This window comes from Komagataeibacter melaceti (genome assembly GCF_003403295.1).
Lineage (GTDB): Bacteria > Pseudomonadota > Alphaproteobacteria > Acetobacterales > Acetobacteraceae > Komagataeibacter > Komagataeibacter melaceti.
In genome coordinates, this window is the sequence record NZ_QUWV01000044.1 from 1 (window position 1) to 19442 (window position 19442).

Annotated in this window: 15 protein-coding genes; 7 read left to right on the plus strand and 8 right to left on the minus strand. The window is 66.4% G+C overall.

The window, feature by feature from the left end; all coding sequences use genetic code 11:
* From DY926_RS05785 to hpnK, 5 genes are all read left to right on the plus strand, one after another.
* On the plus strand, positions 1-181 hold a 181-nt coding region (locus DY926_RS05785), incomplete at its 5' end, for a hypothetical protein (RefSeq protein WP_148707742.1).
* Positions 178-840, plus strand: a complete 663-nt coding sequence (locus tag DY926_RS05790) for an ABC transporter substrate-binding protein (protein WP_116702505.1) — start codon at positions 178-180, stop codon at positions 838-840. The genes DY926_RS05785 and DY926_RS05790, both read left to right, overlap by 4 nt.
* Before the next feature lie 63 nt (positions 841-903).
* A complete protein-coding gene (gene hpnI, locus DY926_RS05795; protein WP_116702506.1) occupies positions 904-2082 on the plus strand; it encodes a bacteriohopanetetrol glucosamine biosynthesis glycosyltransferase HpnI in 1179 nt (392 codons plus the stop codon).
* Between the two features lie 105 nt (positions 2083-2187).
* A complete protein-coding gene (gene hpnJ / locus DY926_RS05800; RefSeq protein ID WP_116702507.1) occupies positions 2188-3612 on the plus strand; it encodes a hopanoid biosynthesis associated radical SAM protein HpnJ in 1425 nt (474 codons plus the stop codon).
* Between the two features lie 72 nt (positions 3613-3684).
* Complete coding sequence (gene hpnK, locus DY926_RS05805; protein ID WP_116702508.1) at positions 3685-4539, plus strand: hopanoid biosynthesis-associated protein HpnK; 855 nt, start codon at positions 3685-3687, stop codon at positions 4537-4539.
* Between the two features lie 27 nt (positions 4540-4566).
* Here the strand turns inward: hpnK and trxA are convergent, their stop codons facing one another.
* The 5 genes from trxA to tsaE form a co-directional block, all read right to left on the minus strand.
* Positions 4567-4896 (minus strand): thioredoxin, encoded by a 330-nt coding sequence (trxA, locus tag DY926_RS05810; RefSeq protein ID WP_116702509.1) that lies wholly within the window; start codon positions 4894-4896, stop codon positions 4567-4569.
* A 72-nt stretch (positions 4897-4968) separates the two neighbouring features.
* Positions 4969-8562, minus strand: a complete 3594-nt coding sequence (addA, locus tag DY926_RS05815; protein WP_241503077.1) for a double-strand break repair helicase AddA — start codon at positions 8560-8562, stop codon at positions 4969-4971.
* A complete protein-coding gene (gene addB, locus DY926_RS05820) occupies positions 8559-11609 on the minus strand; it encodes a double-strand break repair protein AddB (protein ID WP_116702510.1) in 3051 nt (1016 codons plus the stop codon). Before addB ends, addA begins: the two co-directional genes overlap by 4 nt.
* On the minus strand, positions 11606-12367 hold the full coding sequence (locus DY926_RS05825) for a nucleotidyltransferase family protein (RefSeq protein ID WP_116702511.1): 762 nt from the start codon (positions 12365-12367) through the stop codon (positions 11606-11608). The genes addB and DY926_RS05825 overlap by 4 nt, the downstream gene beginning before the upstream one ends.
* On the minus strand, positions 12358-12831 hold the full coding sequence (gene tsaE / locus DY926_RS05830) for a tRNA (adenosine(37)-N6)-threonylcarbamoyltransferase complex ATPase subunit type 1 TsaE (protein ID WP_116702516.1): 474 nt from the start codon (positions 12829-12831) through the stop codon (positions 12358-12360). Before tsaE ends, DY926_RS05825 begins: the two co-directional genes overlap by 10 nt.
* A gap of 212 nt (positions 12832-13043) precedes the next feature.
* Between tsaE and DY926_RS05835 the strand changes: the two genes are divergently transcribed.
* Both DY926_RS05835 and DY926_RS05840 read left to right on the plus strand, forming a co-directional pair.
* Positions 13044-14072, plus strand: coding sequence for an NAD(P)/FAD-dependent oxidoreductase (locus DY926_RS05835; RefSeq protein ID WP_116702512.1), 1029 nt, complete (start codon positions 13044-13046; stop codon positions 14070-14072).
* Between the two features lie 95 nt (positions 14073-14167).
* A complete protein-coding gene (locus DY926_RS05840) occupies positions 14168-15433 on the plus strand; it encodes a D-amino acid dehydrogenase (protein ID WP_116702513.1) in 1266 nt (421 codons plus the stop codon).
* Positions 15434-15541: 108 nt separating this feature from the next.
* Here DY926_RS05840 and DY926_RS05845 read toward each other — a convergent pair whose 3' ends face one another.
* The 3 genes from DY926_RS05845 to DY926_RS05855 all read right to left on the minus strand — a co-directional run bounded on the left by DY926_RS05845 (position 15542) and on the right by DY926_RS05855 (position 19055).
* Positions 15542-15802: a hypothetical protein gene (locus tag DY926_RS05845; protein WP_116702517.1), complete on the minus strand. Its 261-nt coding sequence runs from the start codon at positions 15800-15802 to the stop codon at positions 15542-15544.
* A gap of 220 nt (positions 15803-16022) precedes the next feature.
* Positions 16023-17846 (minus strand): translational GTPase TypA, encoded by a 1824-nt coding sequence (typA, locus tag DY926_RS05850; protein ID WP_116702514.1) that lies wholly within the window; start codon positions 17844-17846, stop codon positions 16023-16025.
* A 198-nt stretch (positions 17847-18044) separates the two neighbouring features.
* Positions 18045-19055 (minus strand): adenosine kinase, encoded by a 1011-nt coding sequence (locus tag DY926_RS05855; RefSeq protein ID WP_116702518.1) that lies wholly within the window; start codon positions 19053-19055, stop codon positions 18045-18047.
* Positions 19056-19442 lie beyond the last annotated feature (387 nt).

The following is a 19442-nucleotide window of genomic DNA, read 5'->3' on the forward strand; positions in this document are numbered from 1 at the left end:
CGTGCGTTTCCGCCCCATGACGCTGCCCGACCGCTTCATCGACCACAACACCCAGGCCGCGCAGTACCATGAGGCCGGGCTTGATGCCGTAGCCATCACCAATACCGCACTCGATGCGCTGGGTGTCGGAATCAGCATGACGCAGCCCTTGCTAAAGACAGCAAACGGACCGAAATCATGACAGCTATGAAACATGTCCTGAAAACCACATCGCTGGCGCTGTGCGCCGGACTTATGGCGGCACCGGTCATTCCTGCCGTCTTCCCCATTCCCGCGGCCCATGCCGCCAGCGCGAGCGACGCGCAGGTGCAGGAACCGATCAAGGCGCTTTACGCGGCACTGGACCGCGTGCAGGCCAAGGGTAGCGGCACGTTCGAGCAGCGCGCCCAGATGCTGGCCCCGTCCATCGACCATGCCTATAACATAGAAGCGGTGCTCGCCTCCTCCGTCGGGCCGCGCTATGCCGGGCTGCCCGATGACCAGAAGCAGGCCCTGCTGAGCACGTTCCGCCAGTTCACCATCGCCCGCTATGTTTCCAGCTTCAAGCCGGGCAGCGACGCGCGCTTCACCATCGAGCCGGGCGTGACCCCCTCCCCCGTTGGTGACGACCGTATCGTTATAACGCATATCGGCTCATCCGATGACCCGAGCGGCACGGAAATCAACTACGTGATGCGCTCTGGCCCCAAGGGCTGGCAGATCGTTGACGTGCTGCTCAACGCCCATATCAGCCAGGTCGCCGCACAGCGTGCCGATTTCAGCTCCGCGCTGGCCAGCGGGAATGTGCAGAAACTCACAAATCTGCTACAGAAAAAAATCAAGGCGTTCTCGGAAGACTGATACCCTCCTTCCCCGATACCCTTTTCTGATCAGCACCATGCGCGGGACCTTGCCGGAAAGATAATGTCTGTTTTCAACGCTCTTGTTTCACCCGCCGGACTGGCCGCAACCGTTGCGGCCGCCGGGTGCATGCAGGCAGCGCTAGGCACTTTTCTGGTCTCGCGTTTCCGCTGGCAGGAAAAACGGGTGGACCGGTCGGTGCCTATGCCACCGGTCTCCGTGCTCAAGCCCCTCCACGGCGATGAACCGCTGCTGGAGGAGGCGCTGGAAAGCTTCTGTACCCAGGACTATCCGCAGATGCAGATCGTCTTTGGCGTACAGTCCGAGGAAGATGCCGCCATCCCCATCGTGCGCCGCCTGATGGAGCGCCACCCGGATGTGCAGATGGAACTGGTGATTGACCCCACCTTCCATGGCATCAACCGCAAGATCGGCAACCTGATCAACATCATGACCCGCGTGAAGCATGATGTGCTGGTCATTTCCGACTCCGACATTCACGTCGCCCCCGACTACCTGCGCCATGTGGTGGGCGCGCTGGTGCCGCCAGATGTCGGCCTGGTCACCACGCTTTATGCCGGGCTTCCGGCCTCCCCCTCCGTGCCGCGCCTGCTGGCGGCGTGCCAGATCAACCACAACTTCCTGCCCGGCGTGATGCTGTCGCGCTATCTGGGGCGGCAGGACTGCCTTGGCGCGACCATGGCGCTGCGCCGCTCCATGCTCGATGCGATCGGCGGGCTTGAGGCCCTGGTGCCCCATGTGGCCGATGACGCGATCCTGGGCCGCTACGTGCGTGACCGGGGCAAGGACATCGCCATTGCCGCGTGCATGACATGGACCACGGTGGGCGAGACGGCGATGCGTGAGGTGCTGGCGCATGAACTGCGCTGGGGCCGCACCGTCAAGACGCTGGAGCCGATTGGCTATGCCGCCTCGGCCATCCAGTTGCCCCTGTTCTGGGCCACCGTGGCCGTGCTGCTGGCGCCACATGCGGCATGGACATGGTTTTTCTTTCTTGGTGCCTGGGGATGGCGGGCGGTATGTTCGCTCATCCTGGACCGGGCGCTGGCGCAGCGCAGCCTGCTGCCGTTACTGCTCCTGCCGCTGCGTGACTGGATATCGGCCGCAGTCATGGTGGGCAGTGTCACGGGCACCCGGGTTGCGTGGCGCGGACAGACGATGCATGTCACACCGCATTCGGTTATGACATCACGATCCCAGCCGGCTTCCCCCGGTGACTGACCCCCCGCTGGCAGGTTGAACTGCTGTAGAATACCACCTTGTCATCAATAAGAACGGGTCATAAGGGAACCCCGTTCCCCGCCAGAACCCGAGGATACGCGTAGCATGATGAAAACCCTGTTTCTCCAGCCGCCTTCGTTTGACGGATTCGACGGTGGGGCCGGTTCCCGCTATCAGGCCAAGCGGGAAATTAAGTCGTTCTGGTATCCGACGTGGCTGGCGCAGCCGGCGGCGATGGTCGAGGGCAGCCGCCTGATCGACGCACCGCCCGCGCGCATGGGCATGGAGCCGATCCTGGAAGACGTGCGCAACCGCGATCTCGTCATCATGCACACCTCCACCCCGTCCTTTGCGTCGGATGTGCGCGTGGCCCAGATGATCAAGGACGCGAACCCGAAGGTGAAGATCGGTATGGTCGGCGCGAAGGTTGCCGTGCAGCCGGAAGAAAGCCTGCTGAACGCCCCGCCGGTCGATTTCGTGGCGCGCAACGAATTCGACTTCACCATCAAGGAAATGGCGGAAGGCCGCGACTGGAAGGATGTCGATGGCATTTCCTGGCGCGACGCCGATGGCAAGATCGTCCATAACCGCGACCGCGCCATGATCGAGGACATGGACAGCCTGCCGTTCGTGACCGAGGTGTACAAGCGCGACCTGAAGATTGAAGACTACTTCATCGGCTACCTCATGCACCCCTACATCTCGATCTATACGGGTCGTGGGTGCAAGTCGCGCTGCACCTTCTGCCTGTGGCCGCAGACGGTGGGCGGGCACCACTACCGCACCCGTAGCCCCGAGCATGTGGCGGCCGAAATCCGCCTGGCGAAGCAGTATTTCCCGCAGGTGAAGGAATTCTTCTTCGACGACGACACCTTCACCGATGACCTGCCCCGCGCCGAGGCGATTGCCAAAGAGCTGGGCAAGCTGGGTGTGACATGGTCGTGCAACGCGAAGGCCAATGTGCCCCGCAAGACGCTGGAAGTGCTCAAGGCCAACGGCCTGCGCCTGCTGCTGGTCGGTTACGAAAGCGGTAACCAGCAGATCCTGCATAACATCAAGAAGGGCATGCGCGTCGAGACGGCGCGTGAGTTCACCAAGAACTGCCACGAACTGGGCATCAAGATCCACGGCACCTTCATCCTCGGCCTGCCGGGCGAGACGAAGGAGACCATTCAGGAAACCATCAAGTTCGCCACCGAGATCAACCCGCACACGCTGCAGGTCTCGCTGGCCGCGCCCTATCCCGGCACGTTCCTGCACAAGCAGGCGACCGAGAATGGCTGGCTGGATGAAAAGAACGCCGAACTGATCGACGATAACGGCGTGCAGATCGCACCGCTGCACTACCCGCACCTGTCGCACACGGAAATCTTCCAGAGCGTGGAGGAATTCTACCGCAAGTTCTACTTCCGCGCGCCCAAGATCGCCTCGATCGTGAACGAGATGGTCCGCAGCCCGCAGATGATGAAGCGCCGCCTGCGTGAAGGGGTGGAGTTCTTCCAGTTCCTGCGCGAACGCCGCGCCGCCTGATCGGGCCATGCCCTTTGTGCCGGGACCTTCGGGTTCCGGCATTTGTTTTTTCAAGCCATCCGGTTTTCCACCATGAAGCGCGTTATCATATCCGCCGATGACTTTGGCCTGTCGGAAGAAGTAAACGAAGCCATCGAGATCGCCCATCGGGACGGATTGCTGTCAACCGCGAGCCTGATGGTGGCTGGCCCTGCCGTGGCCGATGCCGTGCGCCGCGCGAAAAAGCTGCCGGACCTGCGGGTCGGGCTGCACCTTGTCGCGATTGAAGGCCCGGCTACATTGCCGCCTGCTGATATACCGCTGCTGGTGCCGCAGGACGGGCAGTTCCCCTCGGACCAGTTGAAGCTGGGGATCGAGTATTTCTTCCGCCCCGCCGTGCGCCGCGAACTGGCCGCGGAAATCGAGGCCCAGTTCCGCGCCTTCGCCGCCACCGGCCTGGCGCTGGACCATGCCAATGCCCATAAGCACATGCACCTGCACCCCACGGTGGGGCGTTACCTGATTGAAAGCGGGTTACGCCACGGGCTGCGCGCCGTGCGCGTGCCACTGGAACCGCCCGAGCCGCTTTATGCCGCCGGAACCTATACCGACACCATGGGCGATGCGGCGCTACGGCGCTGGACGGCGCTGCTGCGCCATCAGGCGCGCAAGGCGGGACTGGTTACGAATGATTCGTGCTTCGGGCTGGCATGGAGCGGGCATATGACGACCGAGCGCGTCTCGGCACTGGCCGCCCACCTGCCCGATGGGCTGTCGGAAATCTATTTCCATCCGGCCACGGCAAAGAACCGCCTGCTCCAGCGGCTCATGCCGACCTATGAACACGAAGCGGAATTCCGCACGCTGTGCGCGCCCGGCTTCCGCTCCGGTCTGGCGCATGCCGGGGCAATCCCCACGACATGGACGGATGTGGCCCGCGCCCACTGACGGGCCACATATACGCCTGTCCGGTGTTTAGCCCAGCTTGCTCTGGACCCATGCCTTGAGCTGGCTCTTGGGCATGGCGCCTGTCTGGGTCGCGACCGGCGCGCCGTCCTTGAACAGGATCAGCGTGGGGATGCCGCGCACGGCGTAATCGTTGGGCGTGCGGGGGTTTTCATCAATGTTGACCTTGGCGACGGTCAGCTTCCCCTTGCCCTCGGCCCCGATTTCATCCAGCGCCGGGGCAATCATCTTGCACGGGCCACACCATTCCGCCCAGAAATCAACCAGAACGGGTTCCTTTGATTCCAGAACAAGTTTCTTGAACTGGTCATCACTGACGGCAATCGTGTTTTCGCTCATCGCTTCATCTCTCCTTTGTGGCAGCCGGGGCTGCCCGCTGTTTTACTGACATGGCCACGTTGGCGCGGGTGGTCAAGACTGCGCCCCGTCCTTTGTCCCCACCCGGTCCGGCGCATTGCGGTCAAGCAGGGTGGCGGGCAGGATGTCAACGCGCACCCCTTCGGTCCAGACCAGCGCGCACACGACCCGCCGCCCCGGATAGACCCCGCGCAGCAGCGCGCGGTAGGCCGCCATCTGCCGCAGGTAGAGCACGGGAGTATGGGCCACATCGGCTGGCGGGTGGCGATTGGTCTTGAAGTCACACACTGTGACCGTATCCGCACCCACCGCCATCCGGTCCACCTGCCCCACGATCACCTGCTGGCCCACAATACCGGCCAGTGGCTGTTCGGCCCGGCTGCCGGGTGCGAACAGGACCGCGAGATCCGGGCTGTCCATCACTGCCAGAACCTGCGCCACCAGTTCCTCGCGCGCCGCGGGTTCCAGCCCTGCCGCCGGGCGGGACAGCCACGCATCGGCCAGCGCCGCGCGTTCGGGCACCGGGCAGTCCGGCAGGTACTGCAGCAGGGCATGCACAAGCTGGCCGCGTTGCAGCGCACGCGCGCGGTGGCTGGCCGCATCCGCCCGGTCACGCACCGTGGTGGCGGACAGGAGCGGGGAACGAACGGCGGGCTGCGGGCCAAGGGCAATGTCGTCCGGCCGGCTTGGCGCAAGCGGGCGGGCCAGCGGGGCCTCCACCGGCGGCATGACGGGTTGCCACAGCGGGGCCTGACCCATCCATTCGGGCAGCGGCGGGGTGGGCGGGCATGGCGGCTGTGCTGCGGCCTGTGCCGGGCCGCCGGTCATGGACGGGCTTACGCGCTCTTCCTCCAGCACCAGGGTTTCCCCTTCCCAGCCCAGATCAAATGGCTGTGCACGTGCGCCCGCGCTTTCAAAACCCTGCCGGCACAGGTCGTACCAGCATCCGTCCGGCACGCCACGGCGGGGTTCCCAGCCGCAAATGACCAGCCGGTCGCTGGCGCGGGTCAGGGCGACGTAAAGCAGGCGGTTATATTCCTCCGCCGCGTCCTGCCTGATCTTTTCCTGCAGGGCGGCGGTCAGGTCCGTGACCAGTTCGCGCCGGGGCACCCATATCGGGATATCCAGCTTCGTCCGGTCGTCAGTTTTCCATAACACGCCGGTATCGGCCCGGGGTGTTGCGATGGTGTCGGGCAGGATGACCAGCCGCGCCTGCAACCCCTTCGCGCCATGCGCGGTCATGACACGGACCATGTTGGCCGAGGCATCGGGTTCATGGCGCACCGTTTCATCCGATGCGTTGAGCCAGTGCAGGAACCCCTGCAGGGAGATGGCGTGCGTCTCCTCAAAGCGCAGGGCGGCGGAGAGCAGTTCATCAACTGGCTCCACCGCTTCCGGCCCAAGGCGGGCCAGCAGCCGCGCGCGGCCACCCAGCGGGCCGAGGGCCTCGGCCAGAAGCTGGTAGGGCGTTGCGTAATCCACCTGCCGGAACAGGGTGTTGAGCACATGCCAGGCGGCGGACCAGTCAGGCCGTTCGGCATGGCGGGCGCGCAGCACCGCCCATAATGGCTGGCCATCGCGCCCGGTGGCCAACTGCATGAGCGAGGGATCATCCAGCCCCCCCAGCGGGGAGGTCAGCACGCAGGCCAGCGTCAGGTCATCCTGCGGCAGCAGCAGTGCCGCGCACAGCGCCATGAGGTCACGCACCGCAAGCTGGTCGGTCAGCACGGTGCGCACCAGTGTCGCCACTGGCACGTCCTGCGTCTTGAGCGCACGGATCAGCGCCCGTGCGAAGGCGGAACGGCGCGGCACGAGGATCAGCACATCCCCCGGGGTCAGCGGTGCCTCGCCCGCCGGGGCCGGGCGGCGCAGTTCGGCCGCGATCCAGCCCGCCAGCGTATCCGCCAGACGCTGCTGCGCAGTGGACTGCCCGGCATTGAGGCGGGGTGCCGCCCACGGGCTGACATCCGTCTCATCCGGCACCACGGGCACGGGGGGCCAGATTTCCACACGCCCGCCCTGCCCGGGCCGGGCGGTGACATGGGCGGGAATGGTGCCATCGGGCTCCACCACGCCGCGCGCGGCGGCGGGATGGGCGAAGACGCTGTCCACCAGCCGGAGTACGGGCGCCGTGGAGCGGAACGAGACGGTCAGCGCCGGTTCACGCCATGGCATGTGGGCTGCCGCGGCACTCTGGCGGAAGCGCTGCCGCCATGCGCGGAAGGCCGCCGGGTCCGCCCCCTGAAAGGAGTAGATCGACTGCTTGTAATCCCCCACCGCGAAGATGGTGCGGGGGCAGCCATCGGCATCGTGCGTGCCTTCCCCGGCAAAGAATTCCGCCGTCAGCCCACCGGCGATGGCCCACTGGTCGGGTGATGTGTCCTGCACCTCATCAAGCAGGAGGTGGTCGATGCCACCATCGAGCTTGTACAGCACCCACGCCGCACCCGGATCGCGCAGCAGGTCGAGCGTGCGGTCAATCAGGTCATCATAATCCACCATGCCCTGCGCGCTCTTGCGGGTGGCGTAGCGCTCCAGCACCGGCTGCGCTACGTCCAGCAGCGCGCAGGTCAGTGCAAACACGGTAATGGCGCGCAACTGGCCATCAATCCCGATCACGCGTTCGGCCTCGGCCAGCAGGCCGTTCGCCAGTGCGGGGCGTGCGGCCTCCATCTTGGGGTTCAGGCCGCCGCGCTTGCGTGGCGCGCCGTCGCGCGTGACCAGCGCGTTGCGCCACTCGGCCCACTGTGCCGCACGGGTTTCAACATCCAAGCCCAGCCATGCCAGCATGGCTTCGGCCTGCCTGCGCACCGTGGGCGAACCTTCAGCCGCGACATAGCGCAGCCCGTCGCGCAATTCATCCTCATCAGGAATGGTGGCACAGGCCTGCCGGAGTATCTCGGTCTCGTTACGCCCGCTTATGCCCAGCAGGCGCATAAGGGCCGCCTCCACCCCCGCGCGATCGCTCACCCAGCGGCGCGCCACCGGCAGCATCCGCCGCGACTGGGCCTGGAGATGGCCGATCAGCGTGGTGAATTCGCCCATTCCCACCTGCCCCGCCAGCATGGCCACGGCCGGGCCGCCACGCTGCACCACATCTTCCACCGCCGCGCGCTGGGCCAGGCGTGCATCGGTTTCCTCGATCAGGGTGAAATGCGGGCTGATCGCGGCCTCGACCGGGAAACGGCGCAGCAGCGACTGGCAGAAGGCATGGATGGTGCCAATGCGCATGCCACCGGGCAGGTCCAGCACGCGGGCGAACAGTTCACGCGCGACGCGGCGCGTCTGCGCATCCGCCGGAACCGACAGGCGGGCAAGTTCCCTGTCCAGCTCCGCATCGGGCAGCATGACCCACTGGCCAAGGCGGTTCTGCAGGCGGATGGACATTTCCGCCGCCGCCGCCTTGGTAAAGGTCAGGCACAGGATACGGGCGGGGTCGCTGCCCGGCACGCGGGTTGGCGTGCCTTCACGGTCAGGCACCTCACGCGGGAGCATGAGGCGCAGCAGCCGGTCGATCAGCAGCTTGGTCTTGCCACTTCCCGCTGACGCCGACACGAACACCGAGGCCCGCGGGTCCGAGGCCAGCATCTGGCTACGGTTGGCAAGGCCGATGGCGTCCGTGCCGCCGGGCATTACGGCCTCGTTCATCCGCTGGTCTCCTCACGCGCCGCACTCCATTCCGCCACGCGCGCCAGATGCGCGTAATCGGCAAAGCGCGGCTCCTCCCCGGGGAAGGGATGGGACAGGTAGGGCTGGTCCGGGTTGTCATACGCCGTGACCAGCGCGCGCAGCCCCGCGCGGCACCCGGCAATGAGTTCGGCCAGTTCCTCTCCCTGCGCCACTTCCAGCACCTGGGCCGGGACATGGCCGCCAGTCAGCCGCCAGTACACCAGCTCCGTCACCCTGCCTGCCACGGGGGGCGGGAAACCGCCGCTTTCAATCATCGCGGCCTCCAGCACGAGCTGCGACTGCCAGCCTTCCACCACGCTGCGCCGCGCGGGCAGCGTGCCGGTCTTGTAATCGAACAGGCTCAGGGTGCCGTCGCCATACAGGTCGATCCGGTCCGCGCGCCCGCGCAGGGTGAACGGGCCGCCGGGCAGGTCTTCCAGCCGGATGCGCCCGGCCTGCTCCGTCAGCACCGTGCGGGGACCACCCGTGGCGCGGCGCGCGGCCTCCGTCGTCGCGCACCACGTCGCAATGCGCTCAAGCCGGGGGCCCCACCATGCGGCAAGGGCGGGACGCAGCCCGCTTTCACGCAGCACATCGGCAAACATGGCCTGCATCCGCTCCGCCCCCCCTTCGGGCCAGTCGGATGGATGGGCGCGGAACCAGTGTTCAAGTGCCGCGTGCACGATCTGCCCGTAATCGGCGGCGTCGGCCAGTTCCTCCAGATCCGCAAGGCGGCGCAGCCGGAGGATGCGCCGGGCATAGATGGCATAGGGGTCACGCATCCATGTCTCGATCTCGGTCACGGACAGGCTGCGCGGCCGCAGCCCCACCGGCGGACAGGGCCGGGGCGGGGAAACCGGCATGGGCGCGCCCGGCGGGCGGTCAAGACATTCCAGCCAGCGCAGCGCCGGGTGGGCGGGCAGCGCCCGCCCGTGGCCCGCCAGATAGGCATCAAGCCGCACCAGCCAGCGCGCGGGCACCGTGGGCGCCCCCTGCCGCCGCGACGGCACCGACAGCACCACATGCTGCGCGGCACAGGCGCAGGATACAAAGTCATGCGCCGCCTGCCCGATCCCCCATTCAGGCGAGGGCAGGCCGACACGTGCGCGCATGGGGCGACTCATCCATGGCCCCGGATCGGTGGCGGGGGGCCAGACGGTCTCCACCAGCCCGCCCAGCACGATGGTATCGGCTGTCTGCAACCGGGCTTCGAGCAGGCCCCAGATCAGCACGCGCGGGTGTACCATCGTGCCATCACGCCCGCGCACGGCGCGCCGGCCATGCACCGTCATGCCCGTAAGGGAGGACGCAAGCAGCCCATCCAGCGCACCCAGCCGGGAGTCCGGCAGCACGTCCGACCATGCCAGCAGGGCGCTGATATGCTGGCCCAGCGCGTTGCCTTCCTCGCCCGCCCACAGCCGGTCGGCCCCGTCGGTGGTGTCGGTGGTGGCCAGCGCCTGCGCGGTCTCGACCAGGGCAGCCAGCAGTGTGGGCACCGGCACCAGCGTGGCGCGCGGCAGAGCCAGAAGCGGGCCGAAAGCCGTTTCAAGCCGGGTGATGAACGCGCTGATTTCCTCCGGCGCATCAGGGGCGTCGGCCAGTGCGCCATGCGGGTCTTCCGCCGCGCGTTTCAGCGCCCCGCGCAATCCCGCAATGCCGGGCGGCGGCGCCGGGCCGCGCAGCACCAGGCGTTCAAGCTGGCGCGCGCTGGCGCGGCAGTTCCCCGGTGAAAGCCCGCACGCCGCCAGCGGATGCTTGATGACCGACAGCAGCGCCACGGGCGAAAGCCCGCCATCCACCGCCTGCACGATCAGCCGCACGAACGCGGCTTGCGGCACGGCCAGCAGGCTTTCGCCTGCGCTGTCATCGGCCAGCACGCCCCAGCGCGCCAGTTCCGTCGCCACGCGCCCGGCCAGCGCGCGATCAGGGGTAACAAGGGCGGCGCGCTTGCCGGGCTGCTCAAGCACCTGCCGTAATACCAGGGCGATGGCGGCGGCTTCCTCCTGCTGGTCCGTGCTGCGCAGCACGGACAGGCCCTGCGCGCCCACGGGGCCATCGGGCGCGCGCCACTGTTCCAGCGCATGGGCGGGCAGTAGCGCGCGTGACAGCAGGGCGGCGCGCGCCGGGGGGCTGCTGGCCACGCAGCCGGGGGGCAGGCTGTCCCACTGTTCCATGCATGCACGCTCCACGCCCAGTTCCGCCAGCATGTGGGCGGTGCCCGCCTGCGGGTGGTCGGGGGGCAGGTGCGCCCAGACATCATCGGCGCACGCCATGTCCACACCAGGCAGCACCAGCAGCCCATCGGGCAGGTCCAGCACGGCACGCAGCATGGCGATGGTGGAGGGCACGGCATCGGAAAAGCCCGCCGCCCATACGGGGTAGCCCGGCGGCGGCGGGCTGGCCTGCCAGCGCGCCGCCTGTGCGTGCAGCAGGGCGGTCTGTCGGGCGACGGGATTCATCACCCCCTGTTCGGCCAGCCAGTCAGGCCAGACACGGGTCACGATGGACAGGAAGCGCAGCGTCAGGTGCCAGTGGCGCGCGAAATCACCATCCGCCGCCAGCGGCAGGCGGTCACACAGGTCACATTCGGCCCATTCGGCTTCATCCATAAGGTCAGCCAGCGCGCGCGCCAGCGGCCATGCCTGATCCACGCCCTGCACATCACCAAACGCCTTACCCGCCTGCATGACCAGCAGCGTCAACGTGGCCACGCGCCGCATGGGGTCAACGGCGGGGGGCAGGTCCAGCGCGCTCTGACCCGAGAGGGCAAGCGAGGCCTCATCCAGCGCAGCAATGGGTGCGATACGGGGCAGCAGGATGGGGCGGCCATCGACCTGCCGCACGAAGGCTTCAGTCAGGGCGCGGGCGGCGCGGCGGCTGGGCAGCAGGATCAGGCCTTCGCCACATGCCTGCGGGTCATGTCCGGCCTGTTCCAGCCAGCGTGCCGCGATCTGGTCCACAAAGGGCACATGGGGCGGGATGACCGCCACGCGGCCACACACGCCCTGCGGTTCGCGCCCGGTCATATGTCATTGTCCGGGTCCGGGTTCATGGCCGCCTGGAGCACGCGCTCCGCAGCCCTGATGTCCTCCGGGCGGGACAGGTGGAACCACAGCGAATCATGCACGATCACCCCCAGCCTGCCCGCCGCGATGGCACGGTCCCATAGCTGGTTCATGCTGAACCCGCCCTGCGGCGCACTGGCGAACAGGCGGGGCGAGACGATCTGCACACCCGTGAAGACATAGGGCGTGATCTCACCCGCACGGGGGCGGCGGGGCCTGCCATGCACGTCAACGGCGAAGTCACCATGCCCGACCTCGCCAAAAGCACGGGTCATGGGGCCGAGCAGCAGCAGCGCGTCCATGCCGTCGGGATCGAACGCGCCCGCCAGCCGGCGCAGGGCGGGAACCGGGCCGTTGAGCCACATCACATCGCCATTGAGCAGGAAGAACGGGTCCGGCCCCAGCCGCCCCGCACGCAGGGCGGCGGCGGCACTTCCGCCGGTTTCCAGCAGGTCGGGCTCCACCTGTTCCACCGTCCGGGGACCACGCCCGCTGGCCGCGCGGGCCTGCAGGGCCGCATGGATGGCATCGGGCTGCCAGTGAGCATTGACCACGACCTGCCCCACCCCGGCTGCCTCCAGCCGGTCAAGCAGGTGGTCAAGGATCGGCTGGCCCGCCACGGTCAGGAGCGGCTTGGGCACCGATTCGCTCAACGGCCGCATCCGCCGCCCGACGCCCGCAGCGAAAACCATGGCGGTGGCGGGGATATTCACGCCCATGATGCATCTCCACTCAACAGATTTTCCACTTGCGCAATCCGGGCGTCCCACCCGGCAAGGCGCGCGGTCCGGCCACCCGCCGCATCAACCAGCAGGTGCACGCGCAGCGCGCCCGGCGGCGTAAGCGGGCCCAGACGCTCGGGCCACTCCACCACCACGATCCCCTCACAGGCATCATCCCATCCCAGTTCATGCAGCCCATCCGGTCCGTCAAGACGCCACAGGTCAAAATGCGCGACTTCGGCCACCGGCGCGTCATAGACCTGCACCAGCGTATAGGACGGGCTGGGCACCTCCATCTCCGCGTCATCACACAGCGCGCGCAGAAGGGCGCGGGCCAGCGTGGTCTTGCCTGCCCCCAGGTCCCCCTCCAGCAGCACCGCATCGCCCGGCCGGAGCAGGGCCGCGATGGCCCGGCCCAGCGCCGCCGTGGCATGGGCGTCCGGCAGGGGAATTTCACGCATGTCCGTCACTTTTCGCGGCTCCTGCAAGGGGTGTGGACCATGGCCCGATTGTGCCCCCACCCCGCGCCCATGCACAAGGGGCCACGCCGGGCCGCGCGGGTGGCAGCGAAAAACAGCATGGCCGGGACTTGCACATGTGCGGACAACGCCGCAAAACCACAGCCGACACACGCTTCAACCAGACCATGGATTGCGGGACACCAGAGCCGGACATGACCATGCCCTCCACCCCCACACACGTCACCGATGTCGCCATTATCGGGGCAGGCCCCGCCGGGCTGTTCGCGGCCTTTGAATGTGGCATGCTCAAGCTGAAATGCATCCTGATCGACGCGCTTGATGAAATCGGCGGCCAGTGCGCGGCGCTGTACCCGGAAAAACCCATCTATGACATTCCCGCCCACCCCGCGATCGAGGGTGGTGCGCTGATTGACGCGCTCGACCGCCAGATCGCGCCGTTTGACGTGCCGCGCCTGCTGGGCCGCCGGGTGGAAAGCCTGGAGGGCACGCGCGGCAGCTTCCGCCTTGGCACCAGCAGTGGCGACGTGATCCATGCCCATGCGGTCATCATCGCCGCCGGAGCCGGGGCGTTCGGCCCCAACAGGCCACCGCTGGAGGGGCTGGACGCCTATGAGCGCAGCGGGGGCGTGCAGTATTTTGTCCGCCGCCGCGCGGACTTTGCGGACAAGGACGTGCTGATCGCGGGCGGCGGGGATTCGGCGGTGGACTGGGCGCTCTCCCTGCGCGATGTCGCGCGCAGCGTGCAGCTTGTGCACCGGCGCGACCGCTTCCGCGCGGCACCTGAAAGCCTGCGCCAGCTTGACGAGGCGGTGGCGCGCGGCGAGATCGGGAAGATCATCGGCTACCAGCTCCACGGCCTGCACGGGACGGACGGGCGGCTGACCGGCGTGGATCTGGCAACGCTCGACAACACGGTCAGGCATGTCGCGTGCGACCACCTGCTGCCCTTCTTCGGGCTGGCGACCGATCTGGGGCCGATCGCGCAGTGGGGGCTGGATACCATACGCGGCACCATTCCCGTTACCCCCTCAACATGCGAGAGCAGCCTGCCGGGCATCTTCGCCGTGGGTGACATCGCGACCTATCCGGGCAAGCTCAAACTGATCCTGCAGGGCTTTACCGAAGGGGCGATGGCCGCCCATGCCATCCACCCCATCGTGCATCCCGACACGGCGCTGCATTTCGAATATTCCACCAGCAAGGGCGTGCCCGCGGGCTGATATCCGCCATCGCGCCATGTCATAACAGAAACGGTTGACCATTTTCCCCCGCAGGCGCATCCCCCACAGAAGATGACGCAAGGGAGGATGCTGCGATGAAGGTGATCGTTCTGGGCGCGGGTGTGGTCGGGGTGACAACGGCCTGGTACCTGGCGAAGGAAGGCCATGAGGTCTCGGTCATCGACCGCCAGCCCGCCGCCGCACTGGAAACCTCCTTTGCCAATGCAGGCCAGATTTCCCCCGGCCTGTCCGCGCCATGGGCGGAGCCGGGCCTGCCGCTGAAGGCGCTGGGGTGGATGTTCAGCCGCAAGGCCCCCGTCGCCATCCGCCCCCGCCCTGATCTGGCGCTGCTGCGCTGGATCGAGCAGTTGCTGGCCAACTGCAACGCGCATGACTACGACATCAACAAATCCCGTATGCTGCGGGTGGCGGAATACAGCCGTGACTGCCTTGACGCCCTGCGCAAGGAAACCGGCATTACCTATGATGACCGGCAGCGCGGCCTGATCCAGCTTTTCCGCACGCAGCGCCAGGTTGACCACTGCGCGCGCGACATGAAGCTGCTCGACCAGTGCGGCATCGCCCATGAATTCCTGAGCACGGACGACATCGCCCGCCATGAACCGGGGCTGGGGGAAAACCGGCACCTGTTCCGTGGCGGGCTGCGCCTGCCCGGTGACCAGTCGGGCGATGCGCATATGTTCACCCAGCGTCTTGCCGCCAAGGCAGAGGCGGAACTGGGCGTCACCTTCCATTTTGAAACATCCATTGAAGCACTTGAGGCCGCCGCCACCGAAATACTCGGCGTGCGCACCTCCACCGGGCGGATGACGGCGGATGCCTATGTGGTGGCGATGGGCAGCTATTCACCGCTGCTGCTGCGCCCGCTGGGCATGCGGCTGCCGGTTTACCCGACCAAGGGCTATTCGCTCACCATCCCGGTGACAGACCCGGCGCGCGCCCCGATTTCCACCATCTGCGATGACACGCACAAGGTCGCCATCACCCGGCTGGGGGACCGCATCCGCATTGGCGGCACCGTGGAACTGGCGGGCTATGACCTGCGGCTGCGCCGCGACCGGCGCGCGGTGCTGGAACTGGCTTTTTCGGAACTGTTCGGGGCCGGGGGGGATCTCTCGCAGGGGGCGTACTGGACCGGCCTACGGGCCAGCACGCCCGATGGCACGCCGGTCATCGGTCCGGCGGGGCGTTTTTCCAACCTGTGGCTCAATACCGGCCATGGCACGCTGGGCTGGACCATGGCCTGCGGGTCGGGCCGGGTGCTGGCGGACCGGATGAGCGGCCGACGCACCGACATCCCCTGCCTCGACCTGTCGCCCGATCGCTACGCCGCAGCCTGACACCCGGGCGGATAATGCCAGACATAAAAAAAGCCCGGTATGAACCGGGCTTTTTTGTTAACCGCCACAACCAGCGCCGCAATGGCGCCGGTCATGGACAGGCCGCGATTACTGCTGCGGTGCAGCCGGGGCGGCTTCCTTCTTCTCACCATGATGGTGGCTGCCATGGTGATGGCTGCCGCTGTGGTGCTTTTCCTTCTTGGCGCCAGCTTCCGGCGCGCCGGGAGCAGCGGCGTCGGGCGTGGCCGGCGGGGCGGAAACGGCCGGGGTGGTCGGCTCGGCAGCGGTCTGCGCCATGACGGGAGCGGCAACGCCCATGACTGCAACAGCGGACAGCGCGGCCAGAATACGGCGGGGAGAAACGATCATATAAAAATACTCCAGAACACAGGATTTCTGTTCCAATGCGCCAGACGGGCGCATGAAGGCATCCGACCTGACTTCCCTGCTGTATCATAACGCAGGAAAGCCGTCTCGAATTAAAATTCCTAAATATTCTGGGAGCATCGCAGTTTTGCCCCAATATGACCGCAATCTCAAGCACTGAAACATTACTTAAGATTGCAGCCAGGGGCGCAGGGCCGGAAAATCAGTCCACCGTGCCCGAACGCTCACGCTTCTTGCGCTCATGCGGGTCAAGGTAACGCTTGCGGATACGCACGGCGGAGGGCGTGACCTCAACCAGTTCGTCATCCTCGATATAGGCAATGGCCTGCTCAAGGTTCATCTTGCGCGGCGGAATCAGCAGCAGGGCCTCATCCTTGCCCGCGGCGCGGATGTTGGTCAGCTTCTTTTCGCGAATCGGGTTCACTTCCAGATCGTTTTCGCGCGAATGCTCACCGATGATCATGCCGACATACACCTTCTCGCCCGCATCGACGAACAGGGTGCCACGATCCTGCAGCGAGAACAGGGAATACTGTGTCGTCGTGCCATCCTCGGACGAAATCAGCGACCCGTTGCGACGGCCCGCGATGGGACCGACATAGGGCTGATAGCCCGAGAACAGGCGGTTCATGATGCCCGAGCCGCGCGTGTCGGTCAGGAACTCACCATGGTAGCCGATCAGCCCGCGTGAGGGGATGAGGAAGCTCAGGCGCACCTTGCCACCGCCCGAAGGCTGCATGTCCTGCATGATGCCCTTACGCAGGGCCATCTTCTCGACCACGACGCCGGAATACGGCTCGTCCACGTCGATCAGGACTTCCTCAAACGGCTCTTCACGCTCACCGGTTTCCTCGTTCGTGCGGAACAGCACGCGGGGACGGCCGATGGTCAGTTCGAAACCTTCGCGGCGCATCTGCTCGATCAGGACGCCAAGCTGCAGTTCGCCACGGCCCGCGACCTCGAAGGCCTCGCTCTCGGGGCTTTCGGACACGCGGATGGCGATGTTGCCTTCCGTTTCCTTGAACAGGCGGTCACGGATCTGGCGCGACGTGACCTTCTTGCCCTCGCGGCCGCCCAGCGGGCCGTCATTGAGGCGGAAGGTCATGGACAGCGTCGGCGGGTCAACGGGGGTGGAGGGCAGCGGCTCCTTCACCTCGGGGGCGGCGATGGTTTCAGGGATCGTCGCTTCCGACAGGCCGGCCACGGCCACGATGTCACCGGCTTCGACCTCTTCCACCGGCACGCGGTCAAGGCCACGGAAGGACAGCAGCTTGGTCAGGCGGCCGGTTTCCACAACCGTGCCATCGGGGCGCAGCACATGCACCGGCATGTTCATCTTCGCCGTGCCCTGCTCCACACGCCCGGTCAGCACGCGGCCAAGGAAGTTGTCGTTTTCCAGGATGGTCGCGACCATGGCAAACGGCGCGTCCTTGTTCACCGCCGGCGGCGGGACATGGCGCAGGATCAGGTCGAACATGGGCGACAGGTCCTTGCGCGGGCCGTCGATTTCCGTGTCCGCCCAGCCCTGACGGCCAGAGGCGTACAGCATGGGGAAGTCGAGCTGTTCGTCATTCGCGCCAAGGGCGGCGAACAGGTCGAAAATCTCGTTATGCACTTCATCGGGGCGGGCGTCGCCACGGTCGATCTTGTTCACGACCACGATCGGCTTGAGCCCGCGCGCCAGCGCCTTGCCCACCACGAACTTGGTCTGCGGCAGCGCGCCCTCGGCGGAGTCGACCAGCACCACGGCGCCATCGACCATGCTCAGGATACGCTCGACCTCACCACCGAAGTCGGCATGGCCCGGGGTGTCGATAATGTTGATGCGGGTATCTTTCCACACAACGGACGTGCACTTGGCCAGGATGGTGATGCCACGCTCACGCTCCAGGTCGTTGCTGTCCATCGCGCGTTCGGCAACGTGCTGGTTCTCACGAAAGGACCCGGACTGTTTCAGAAGCTGATCGACCAGTGTGGTCTTGCCATGATCGACGTGCGCGATAATGGCGATATTGCGGATATCCATAACTGCTCTTGACCTGACTTTCCTTGGCGGACGCCATAAGGGCGCGGCGGCACATGCGGGCAACACCCGCGCATGCGGCGGCGGACTGGGTGGCTGGTGGGTGCGTAGATAACGGGGAAGGGCGCGGATTGCACGCGAAACTTCGCGCACAACCCCGTCACACCCCCTGCAAAAGGCCCGGTAGAGGGGGCCTGTGGATCAGAAATCCATGTCCTGACGCATGTTCATGAGCGGGCGCGCGCCGTAATGCGAGATCACTTCCGATGCCGCGACACTGCCCAGCCGCCCGCATTCCGCCAGCGTCCGGTCCGATGTCCAGCCTGCAAGGAAGCCCGCGGCATAGGCGTCGCCCGCGCCGGTCGTATCGACAACCTCGGTGCGCACGCTGTCAACGACGATGCGCTGCTGGCCCTGGATGATGACGCTGCCACGCTCGGAACGGGTCAGGACGGCAAAATGCGTCTCGGCGGCGGCGCGGCGGGCGGCTTCATCAAAATCATCGGTCTGGTACAGCGCGCAGATTTCATCCTCATTGGCGAAAAGGATGTCGATATGCCCGCGCACGAGGTCATGGAACGCCGCGCGATGGCGGTCCACGCAGAAACGGTCCGAAAGCGACAGCGCCACCTTGCGCCCCGCGTCATGCGCGATGCGCGCCGCGGTGCGGAAGGCTTCCTGCGCCGCCGGCGGGTCGAACAGGTAACCCTCCATGTAGATGACGCGGGAGGCGCGCACCACATCGGCCAGCACATCCTCCGGCCCGAAGCGCACGCACGCGCCCAGATAGGTGTTCATGGTGCGCTGGCCATCGGGCGTGACCAGAATGATGCAGCGCGCGGTCGGGTTGTTCACGCTCTCGTCACCCTGCAGCGGCACGGACGGGAAATACACCCCCGCCGCCTGCATGTCCGCGCCAAAGGCCTGACCCGGCGCGTCATCCGCCACCTTGCCCAGATAGGCCACGCGCGCGCCCATGTTGGACGCCACCACGCAGGTATTGGCCGCCGAGCCGCCGCCCATTTCCTTTTCGCGCCGGATCTGGCCATACAGCGCCGTGGCGCGTGCGGCGTCGATCAGCGTCATGCTGCCGGGTGTCATGCCATTGCGCTGCGGGAAGGCAGCTTCCACCGGTGCCAGCACATCAACTATCGCGTTGCCGATGCCCAGCAGATCAAACCGGCACTCCGCCGCCTGTCCCGAATTTTCCATATTCTGTTCCACTACCCGTTATTGATCCGTCACGTACGCGGCCATGGCGTCCGTCCGCCACGAAATAACCTCAAATATCGCGCATGATGGAGGCATCGCTATCATTGGCGGTTAACCGGCGCAATGTATGATGTTTTCACGACACCTTCCCTCAACGCCCTTGTCGCCATGATCGGGGTGCGTATAACCGATACAGGGGGCAGCAGCCTGCAACCAGCCCGAAAGCGTGACCTCCATCCAGACGGAACACCACGTTCCGCCGCAGCATAATCAAGCGGGGTAACTTTGTTTAGACGACGCAAGCCAGCCGAAGCCCAGCCACCCTCCCCCACGCCATCCCCCGTACCGCAGCCGGGCCGTCCGGCAACAGCCGGTGGCGCTTCTTCC

Bases quoted from the DNA above. Each gene is read 5' to 3' on its own strand.
- DY926_RS05790 (WP_116702505.1), top strand. From the start codon at position 178: ATGACAGCTATGAAACATGTCCTGAAAACCACATCGCTGGCGCTGTGC.
- hpnI (WP_116702506.1), top strand. From the start codon at position 904: ATGTCTGTTTTCAACGCTCTTGTTTCACCCGCCGGACTGGCCGCAACC.
- hpnJ (WP_116702507.1), top strand. From the start codon at position 2,188: ATGATGAAAACCCTGTTTCTCCAGCCGCCTTCGTTTGACGGATTCGAC.
- hpnK (WP_116702508.1), top strand. From the start codon at position 3,685: ATGAAGCGCGTTATCATATCCGCCGATGACTTTGGCCTGTCGGAAGAA.
- trxA (WP_116702509.1), bottom strand. From the start codon at position 4,896: ATGAGCGAAAACACGATTGCCGTCAGTGATGACCAGTTCAAGAAACTT.
- addA (WP_241503077.1), bottom strand. From the start codon at position 8,562: ATGAACGAGGCCGTAATGCCCGGCGGCACGGACGCCATCGGCCTTGCC.
- addB (WP_116702510.1), bottom strand. From the start codon at position 11,609: ATGACCGGGCGCGAACCGCAGGGCGTGTGTGGCCGCGTGGCGGTCATC.
- DY926_RS05825 (WP_116702511.1), bottom strand. From the start codon at position 12,367: ATGGGCGTGAATATCCCCGCCACCGCCATGGTTTTCGCTGCGGGCGTC.
- tsaE (WP_116702516.1), bottom strand. From the start codon at position 12,831: ATGCGTGAAATTCCCCTGCCGGACGCCCATGCCACGGCGGCGCTGGGC.
- DY926_RS05835 (WP_116702512.1), top strand. From the start codon at position 13,044: ATGACCATGCCCTCCACCCCCACACACGTCACCGATGTCGCCATTATC.
- DY926_RS05840 (WP_116702513.1), top strand. From the start codon at position 14,168: ATGAAGGTGATCGTTCTGGGCGCGGGTGTGGTCGGGGTGACAACGGCC.
- DY926_RS05845 (WP_116702517.1), bottom strand. From the start codon at position 15,802: ATGATCGTTTCTCCCCGCCGTATTCTGGCCGCGCTGTCCGCTGTTGCA.
- typA (WP_116702514.1), bottom strand. From the start codon at position 17,846: ATGGATATCCGCAATATCGCCATTATCGCGCACGTCGATCATGGCAAG.
- DY926_RS05855 (WP_116702518.1), bottom strand. From the start codon at position 19,055: ATGGAAAATTCGGGACAGGCGGCGGAGTGCCGGTTTGATCTGCTGGGC.